The 7,772-nt window shown below is 78.3% G+C and carries 3 protein-coding genes and 2 pseudogenes; all 5 read left to right on the top strand.

What is annotated here, in order from left to right:
* Window positions 1-31: 31 nt before the first annotated feature.
* Entirely contained in the window at window positions 32-1,123 is a 1,092-nt protein-coding gene (locus LPA42_RS18360; protein ID WP_077937315.1) for a hypothetical protein, read from the top strand.
* Window positions 1,120-2,166: a hypothetical protein gene (locus LPA42_RS18355; RefSeq protein ID WP_077937316.1), complete on the top strand. Its 1,047-nt coding sequence runs from the start codon at window positions 1,120-1,122 to the stop codon at window positions 2,164-2,166. The genes LPA42_RS18360 and LPA42_RS18355 overlap by 4 nt, the downstream gene beginning before the upstream one ends.
* A gap of 6 nt (window positions 2,167-2,172) precedes the next feature.
* Entirely contained in the window at window positions 2,173-4,671 is a 2,499-nt protein-coding gene (locus LPA42_RS18350; protein WP_096761631.1) for a hypothetical protein, read from the top strand.
* Window positions 4,672-4,686: 15 nt separating this feature from the next.
* Window positions 4,687-7,128, top strand: a pseudogene (locus LPA42_RS18345) (right-handed parallel beta-helix repeat-containing protein); the annotation flags it as partial.
* A 111-nt stretch (window positions 7,129-7,239) separates the two neighbouring features.
* A pseudogene (locus LPA42_RS18340) lies at window positions 7,240-7,772 on the top strand (AAA family ATPase); the annotation flags it as partial.

Here is a 7,772-nt window from a genome sequence, read left to right as displayed (position 1 = left end):
ACCGAACCGCACCGGTGCCCGTTGTGGGGGCATGACCGCGACGACCGAGCCGGCCACCGACCGGGGGACCGCTCTGCACCGCCTCCTGCAGCGCCTCGCCGGGCAGGTGCCGGACGAGCTGGTCGGCGAGGCCCGGCAGTGGCTGGCGGCGGGGCAACTGACGGAGGTGGCCCAGGCGCTGGCGTTCACCTGCCTGACCGGGCACCTCCCGGTCACCGGGGCGGAGGCGAACCTGCTCGCCGGGATCCTCAGCGACGCCGGGGAGGACGTCGGTGTCCTGACCGGGCTGCATCAAGGCGCGGGGGGCCCGCCGGTGGCGTACGGGATGGCCCCGGTCGGCCCGCAGGTGCTGGCCGAACCCGGCATCCGGGTGCCGTACAGCCTGGACCTGACCGTCGGCGGAGACGGCCCGGGCGGGCCCGACGACCTCGACCGGGTCGCCGTGGCCGCGGTGGCCGCCGAACCCGGGCCGGTGGGACTCTGGCGGGCCTGGCGCTACCCGGCCCTCGACGCGCGGCACCCGCCCCCGAAGCGGCTCTACCTCGTGCAGGGCGGGGAACCGGTCGCCCTCGCCGCCCGGGTCGGGTCCGCCCTGGAGGCGGCCGGTGAGCGGCATCCGCTGGTCGAGGTCTTCGCCGACCCGGGGGAGTTGCCGCAGTACCAGCGGCGGGCGTTGGCCTACTCGGCGCTGCTCTGGGCGGCCCGCCCCGCGGAGCCGCTGCGGATGGCCGCCGCGCCGGACCCCGCCGCCCCGCCCGCGACGCTCACCGACGACGAGGCGGAGCGGGTCGCCGCGTACCTGGGCGCGGGCGTGCCGCTGCTGGCCAGCCCGGAGCGGGCGGCGGACGTCTTCGACCCGGAACACCACGCCGACGCGGTGCCGACGGGCATCCGGGGCGACGGGCGGTGGCTGTGGTCGGAGGCGGTCGCCTACTACACCGACCACTACGGTCTCGCCCCCGAGCCGGACCTGCTCGCGGCGATCCGGGCCGCCGACCACGCCGCGCCGGTGGTCGACGCCGTGGCGGTGCACCGTTCGCTGTCGTTTCTGTTCGCCGCGATGTGCGACGCCGAGCAGATCGGGGTGAACCACTCCGGCGAGCCCCACGTTGTGGGGGCATGATCGTGCCGTCGGCGTTGCACCGGCTGCTGCTGCGGGTCGCCGGGCACGCCCCCGGGCCGCTGCTCGCCGCCGCCCGCCGGTGGCTGGCCGCGGGCGAGGTGACCGAGGTGGCCCGGGCGGTGGCCTTCGCCGCCCTGGCCCGGCAGGTCCGCCTGACCGACGCCGACGCGCGGCTGCTCACCGGCGCGCTCGCCGCCACCGGTTTCCCGGCCGACCTGCTCGCCGACGTGCCCCGGTGCGAGCGGGACGACCCGCCGCCCTACGCCCTGACCCCGGCGCGTCCCGCCGGCGGGCGCGCGGACCCGGTCGGCGAAGCCGGGCCGGACCCGGCCGACCGGGCCGCCGTCGCCGCCGTCGCGGGTGCCGACGGCAGCGCCGAACCCGTCGGGCTGTGGCGGGTCTGGCGGCACCCGGCCACGGCGACGCCGCACCCGCCGGCCAGGCGCGTCTACCTGGCGCAGGCCCGCGCCGGCGCGGTCGCGCTCGCCGCGCGGATCCAGGCCGCGCTGGTGGCGGCCGGCGAACACGACCCGCTGGTCGAGGTCTTCGCGGACGCCGTCGACCTGCCGTCCTACCAGCGCCACGCGCTCGACCGGGCCGTCCTGCTCTGGGCCGCCCGGCCGGCCGAGCCGGTCCGGATCGCGGCGACCTTCGACGCCCTCGACGCCGCCGGGATCCCGGCGTTCGGCGCCGACCGGCCCCGGCTGTCGGCGGCCGAGGCGGACCGGGTCGCCGGGTATCTGGCCGCCGGGTTCTGCCTGGTCACCAGCCCGGTCCGGGTGCCCGACGTCATGGAGCCGGCCCGGGAGGTGCCGACGGACCTGCGCGGCGACGGCCGCTGGGTGTGGTCGGCCGCCGCGGGGCACTACCTGACCCGGTACCGCATCGCCCCTGACCCGGGGTTGCTGGCCGCGATCCGGGCGGCCGACTACACCGTGCCCGACGTGGACGCGGTGGCGGTGCACCGCGCCCGGGCGGCGCTCGTCGAGGCCATCGGTGGACCGGGCGGCCCGGAGCGCCCCGGCGAGCGGGCGGCGGGGTAGCCGGCGATGGGCGACCCGTCCGCGACCGTCCGCGCGGCTCTCGTCGGCGACGTGCTCCTCCTGCACGGCGAGGCCGAGCCGTTCGCCGCCCTCGCCGGGGTGGCCGCCCGCCTGCCGGTCGACCCGGACCGCACCCCGGTGCTCTGCTCGTCGGCGGTCTCGGAACGACCGGACCTGTTCGGTCTCCTCGTCGACCTGCTGCCCGTGCATCTCGGCGGTTCGGCGGTCGGGTTCCGGCTGGTCCCGCTCGGCCGTTACGCCGACCCCGACGCGGTACCCGACCTGGCGGCGGGGCTCGCCACGGACCTCGGGATCGACGGGTCGGTGCCGCTGGACGCCCCGGCGGTGTCCACCCGGGCGGTCCCGGCGGCGTTGCGCTGGATCGTCGTCGACGGCGGGCCGATCCGGCCGGAGAGCCCGCCCGCGGCGTGGTGCGCGCCGCTGCCGGACCAGTCCCAGCCGGTCGACGGCTCCGGTCCACCCGAGCGAGGCGACGACCCGGGGCAGGCCCGGCCGGCCGACGACTCGGATCAGGCCCGGCCGGGGACGCCCGAGGGCTGGCAGGTGACCCGGATCGGCGACGGTTACACCTGGCTACCGGTCCCATCGGCGTCCGGCCCGGAGCCCAACCGCCCCGGGCCGCCCCTGCCCGCTGCGGGGGCCGCGACCCACAGGCCACCACTCCCGCCGGCCGCCGCCGGGCCGCCGCCGGGCCGGGCGATCCCGGGCGGCTGGTCCTTCCTGGACGCGGAGACGCCTGGTCAGCCCGACCCGGCACCCCTCGACGCGTTCCTCGTCGAGGTGGAGATCGGGGCCGGCGGTTTCCGCGTCGACGGGCGTCCGGTGCCGCCCGGGGTGCTCGCCGGCCACCTGGCCGCCGTGTGGCTCGACGGGCGGCCCCTGGTGCTTCGCGGCAGCGCGCCGTACCCGGCCGTGGCCGGAATGCTGTTCGGGGCCCTCGCCGATGTGCTCGGTCGTCCGGTGGTCGCCAGCGACGCCCGGGCCGAGGCCACCGCGACGGGGCTGCTCACCACCCCGGGCGCCTTTCGCCGGTGGCACCCCCGGGACCCTGCCGGTGCCGCCCGGTTGGTGACCGACCTCGGCCCCGTCCTGCCCCCTCGCGCCCGCACCGCGCAGTCCGCCACGCCGTCCCCGGCCGACCCCACGCCGTCCGCCCGGCCTGCGCCGGAGCCCACGCCGTCCCCCCTGAGCCCGGCCGACCCCGGGCCACCCGCACCGGCCGCCGTCGCGGCGGACCCCACGCCCACGGTCGTGTCGCTGCTCGCGGCCGACCGGTCCGCGTCGGCCGTCGACGCGGCGCTCGTGCCGTCGGACGTCGCGCGACGGTGGCAGGGGCTTCGGGCCCCGGGCCTCGATCTGCTGCGGATCGACCCGACGCCGGAGGGTCCGCCCGGGCCTGCGTCGACCCCCCTGGCGGAGCCGCCCGTGGCGGGACCGCCGGCCCCGTCCGGAGCGGCAGCCGCTACCGCGCCGCCGGCCGGCAACAGCGCGCCCACCTCGGGGCAGCCGGTCGCCCCGCCGGCCGGCCCTGCCCGGGTACCGGTCCTGCTACGGCCCGATGGGCGTGCGCTCGCCGCCGAGGACCGGGTGGCGCTGCGCCGGATCCTCGCCGGGCGTTACGACTCGTACGTCCAGGTGGTGACCCGGACCCTGGCGGAGGAACCGGGGCTGCGGGTGGCGGCGGTGAGCGCCCTCGACCTGCCGGCCGGCCTGGTCGCGGTCCGCGCCTACTGCGTGGGCGAGCGGGACACGGTGAACGCGATCCTGCGCGACGCCCCCGACCCGGAGCCGGATGCCGACCCGGCGGTGCTGGCCCGCTGGGTCGCCTACGGACTGCGCCGCCTGCCGGCGGTCTTCGGCCCGGTCTTCCGTGCCGCGACCGCACCGCCCGGGCCCGGCTACCGACCGGGCACGGTCCTGGTCGAGCCGGCCTTCCTCGACGTCGACCCGGTGCCCGCCACGGCCCCGGCGGCGGGGGCACCCACGGTCCCGGACGCCGGGGCCGAGTTCGTGATCTGGTCCACGGGGGCCCGCCGGCTGGGCGGCCTCGCCGTGCACGCCGCCGCCCCGCGCGGTGGCCCGGCCGGCACACGGACCGCATCCCGCGCCGACGGCGCGTCCGGCCCGGCGGTCTTCCCCGCCGGCACCTGCTTCGAGGTGCTCGCCGTGGAGCCCGCCGGCCCCGGTGCCCCGCAGCGGATCTTCCTCCGGGAGTTGCCGGCCGGCCGGCCGACCCCGGGCGGCGAACAGACCCTGGACCGGCTCCGGGCAGCGGCCCCGGCCGGGATCGCCACGAACGGCCCCACGCCACCGCTGGCCGTGGCACCCGGTGTCGACGCGGCCGGGCGGCTGTTCGCCCTGCCCGTCGGGACGGACCGGGGCACCCCGCCGGTCGGGGCGGACCGGCCGCACCGAGCCGGGGCCACCGCCGCGGGGCGGCGACCGGCCGGGGCGGGCGCTACCGACCAGACGAGAGGACGGTGAGGAGTGAACAGCACCATGCTGGCGGTCTCCCAGACGGAGCCGGGCTGCCAACCGACGATCGCGGGCGCGTTGGCCGTCGCACCGGCCGGCGCCACCGTCGTCGTGCAGCCGGGCCGCTACCGCGAGCAGATCCAGCTCGGCGGCGACGTCACGCTGATCGCCGAGGAGGGGCCGGGCACGGTGACCATCGACGGCGGCGAGGGCGTCGCGCTCTTCGTCGGCGGGGGGTCGGTGACGCTGCACGGGATCGAACTGGTCGGCGGCGCGGGGCAGCTCCCGACGGTCCAGGTCCGCGGCGGGCGGCTGGAGCTCACCCGGTGCGCCGTACGGGCCGGCGGCATCGTCGCGGTGCACGTGCCCGGCGGCGAACTGGCCATGCGGGACGGTCGGGTCGGCAACCCCGGCGGCGCCGGTCTCCTCTTCGAACGCGCCGGCACGGGACAGGTCACCCGGACCGCGATCGCCGGGATCGGCACGGTGGCCGTCGCCATCACCGGCGGCGACCCGGTCCTGCGCGAGTGCACCCTCACCGACGTCCGCGGCAGCGGGGTGCTGTGCACCGCCGGGGGACGGGGGCTGCTGGAACAGTGCGTGATCAGCGCCGTCGACGGCCCGGGGCTGGTCGTCGAGGACGGCGCGGTACGCCTGGTCGGCACCCGGATCGCGGACACCGCCGGCTACCCGGTGCTGGTGACCGGGGGCAGCCCGGAGCTGACCGGCTGCGAGATCCACGCGGCGACCGGCCCGGCGGTGCTGGTCGACGGGCACGCCGACCCGACGCTGCGCGACTGTGTCGTGGCCGTCGGCAGCGGGCACGGCATCAGCGTCCAGGCCACCGCCACCGGCACCTATCGCGGGCTCCGCGTCGAGGTGACGACCGGCGCGGCCCTGGTGGCCACCGGCACGGCGGCCCCCCGGATCGAGGGTGGCACGCTGACCGCCACCGACGGGGCGGGTCTCCTCTTCGCCGGGGCGGCGACCGGCAGCGTCCACGGGGTGACGGTCGCCGGGGCCCGCTCCGGGCTCCTGGCCCGGGGCAACTCCCGGCCCGAGGTCGAGGACCTCACCGTCACCGGGCCGGCCGAGGACGGGCTGCGGGTCGCCGAGGAGGCCCGGGTCAGCGTCCGGCAGGGCGAGGTGGCGGGGGCCGGCGCGGCCGGCGCGGCGGTCACCGGCGGCGAACTGGTCCTGGACGGCGTGACGCTGCGCGACTGCGCGAGCGGGCTGGTCGTGGCGGCCGGGCGGCTGCGGGCGGCCGGCGTGGACGTGCTCGGCAGCCGGGGGGCCGGGCTCACCGCGCAGCGCGGGGCGGCCGTGCACCTGCGGCGCAGCCGGGTGCGGGGCAGCGGCGGGCCGGGGGTGCGGTTCGCCGGGGACTCGCAGGGCGAGCTGACCGGGTGCGAGGTGTTCGGCAACGCCGGGGCCGGGGTGCTGGTCCAGACGCGCCAGCCGGTGCGGCTGGTCCGTACGGAGCTGCGCGGCAACGAGGGAGGGCCGGTGTGTACCACGGTCGCCGACGCCGCCGTCGAGGTCGTCGGCGGCGACGGCGGCACGCCGCCGGTCGACCCGGCCGGACCCGCCGACGGGGCCGGTCCGGGTCGGGAACGGTCGCCGCAGCCGCCCGTACGCGACGACCCGCCGGCACCGGCGTCCTCCGGCGCGGTGGCGGCACCGCCCCCGCCGTCGGGGCCCGCGGGGCCGCCCGCCGCGGACGACCCGGTCGCGCCGCTGCTGACCCAGCTGGACGCGCTGGTCGGCCTCGCCGGGGTGAAACGGGAGGTGGCGACCCTGGTCGGGCTGCACCGGATCAGCCAGCGCCGGGCGGCGGCCGGGCTGCCCGCGCCGCCCATGTCCCGGCACATGATCTTCGCGGGCGCGCCGGGCACCGGGAAGACGACCGTCGCCCGGCTCTACGGCCAGATCCTGGCCGCCCTCGGCGTGCTGCCCGGCGGGCAACTCGTCGAGGTGGCCCGCGCCGACCTGGTCGCCGAACACATCGGCGGCACGGCCGTGAAGACCACCGAGCGGTTCCGGGAGGCCATCGGCGGCGTGCTCTTCGTCGACGAGGCGTACACCCTGGCCCCGGTCGACGGCGGCGGCTCGGGGCACGACTTCGGCCGGGAGGCGATCGACACGTTGGTCAAGCTGATGGAGGACCACCGCGACGAGGTGGTGGTGATCGTCGCCGGGTACTCGGCGCAGATGCGCACGTTCCTGGCGGCGAACCCGGGGCTGGCCTCCCGGTTCTCCAAGACCGTCGAGTTCGAGAGCTACAGCACCCCGGAGCTGGTGCAGATCGTCGAGCGCCTGTGCAGCAGCCACCACTACGCCCTGGAGTACGACACCCGCCTCGCCCTGGAGACGTTGTTCGAGGCGATGCCGCGCACCGGTTCGTTCGGCAACGCCCGGGTGGCCCGGCAGACCTTCGAGGAGATGGTCAGCCGGCAGGCGTTCCGGCTGTCGGGCAGCGGCGCCGCGTCCGGGGTGGAGCTGGCGCAGCTGCTGCCGCAGGATCTCGGCGAGGTGGGCACCGGCCCGGTGGACGACGAGCCGCCCGCCGCCGCCGTGGACGCCCTGCTGGCCAGGCTGCACGCCATGGTCGGCCTGGACGCGGTGAAGCAGGAGGTGGCCGAGCTGATCGACCTGCTGGCCGCCGTCCGGACCCGGGTCCGGGCCGGCCTGCCGGCCCCGTCGGTCTCCCGGCACCTGGTCTTCTCCGGGCCGCCGGGCACGGGCAAGACCACGGTGGCCCGCCTCTACGGGCAGCTGCTGACCGCGCTGGGCGTGCTGCGCGGCGGGCAGCTGGTCGAGGTGGCCCGCGCCGACCTGGTCGGCGAGTACGTCGGACACACCGCGCAGCGCACCCGGGAGGCGTTCGAGCGGGCCCGGGGCGGGGTGCTGTTCATCGACGAGGCGTACACGCTGGCCCCGCCGGACGCCCGCAACGACTTCGGCCGGGAGGCGATCGACACGCTGGTCAAGCTGATGGAGGACCACCGCGACGAGGTGGTGGTGATCGTCGCCGGGTACGAGGCGGAGATCGAGCAGTTCCTCGCCGCGAACGCCGGACTGGCGTCCCGCTTCTCGCGGCGGATCCACTT

It is taken from the genome of Micromonospora sp. DH13 (genome assembly GCF_020873825.1).
Classification (GTDB): Bacteria; Actinomycetota; Actinomycetes; order Mycobacteriales; family Micromonosporaceae; genus Micromonospora; species Micromonospora haikouensis.
This window is presented reverse-complemented; position numbering and strand designations above follow the sequence as displayed.

Coding starts and splice junctions, on each gene's coding strand:
- LPA42_RS18350 (WP_096761631.1), top strand. CDS start 2,173: ATGGGCGACCCGTCCGCGACCGTCCGCGCGGCTCTCGTCGGCGACGTG.
- LPA42_RS18360 (WP_077937315.1), top strand. CDS start 32: ATGACCGCGACGACCGAGCCGGCCACCGACCGGGGGACCGCTCTGCAC.
- LPA42_RS18355 (WP_077937316.1), top strand. CDS start 1,120: ATGATCGTGCCGTCGGCGTTGCACCGGCTGCTGCTGCGGGTCGCCGGG.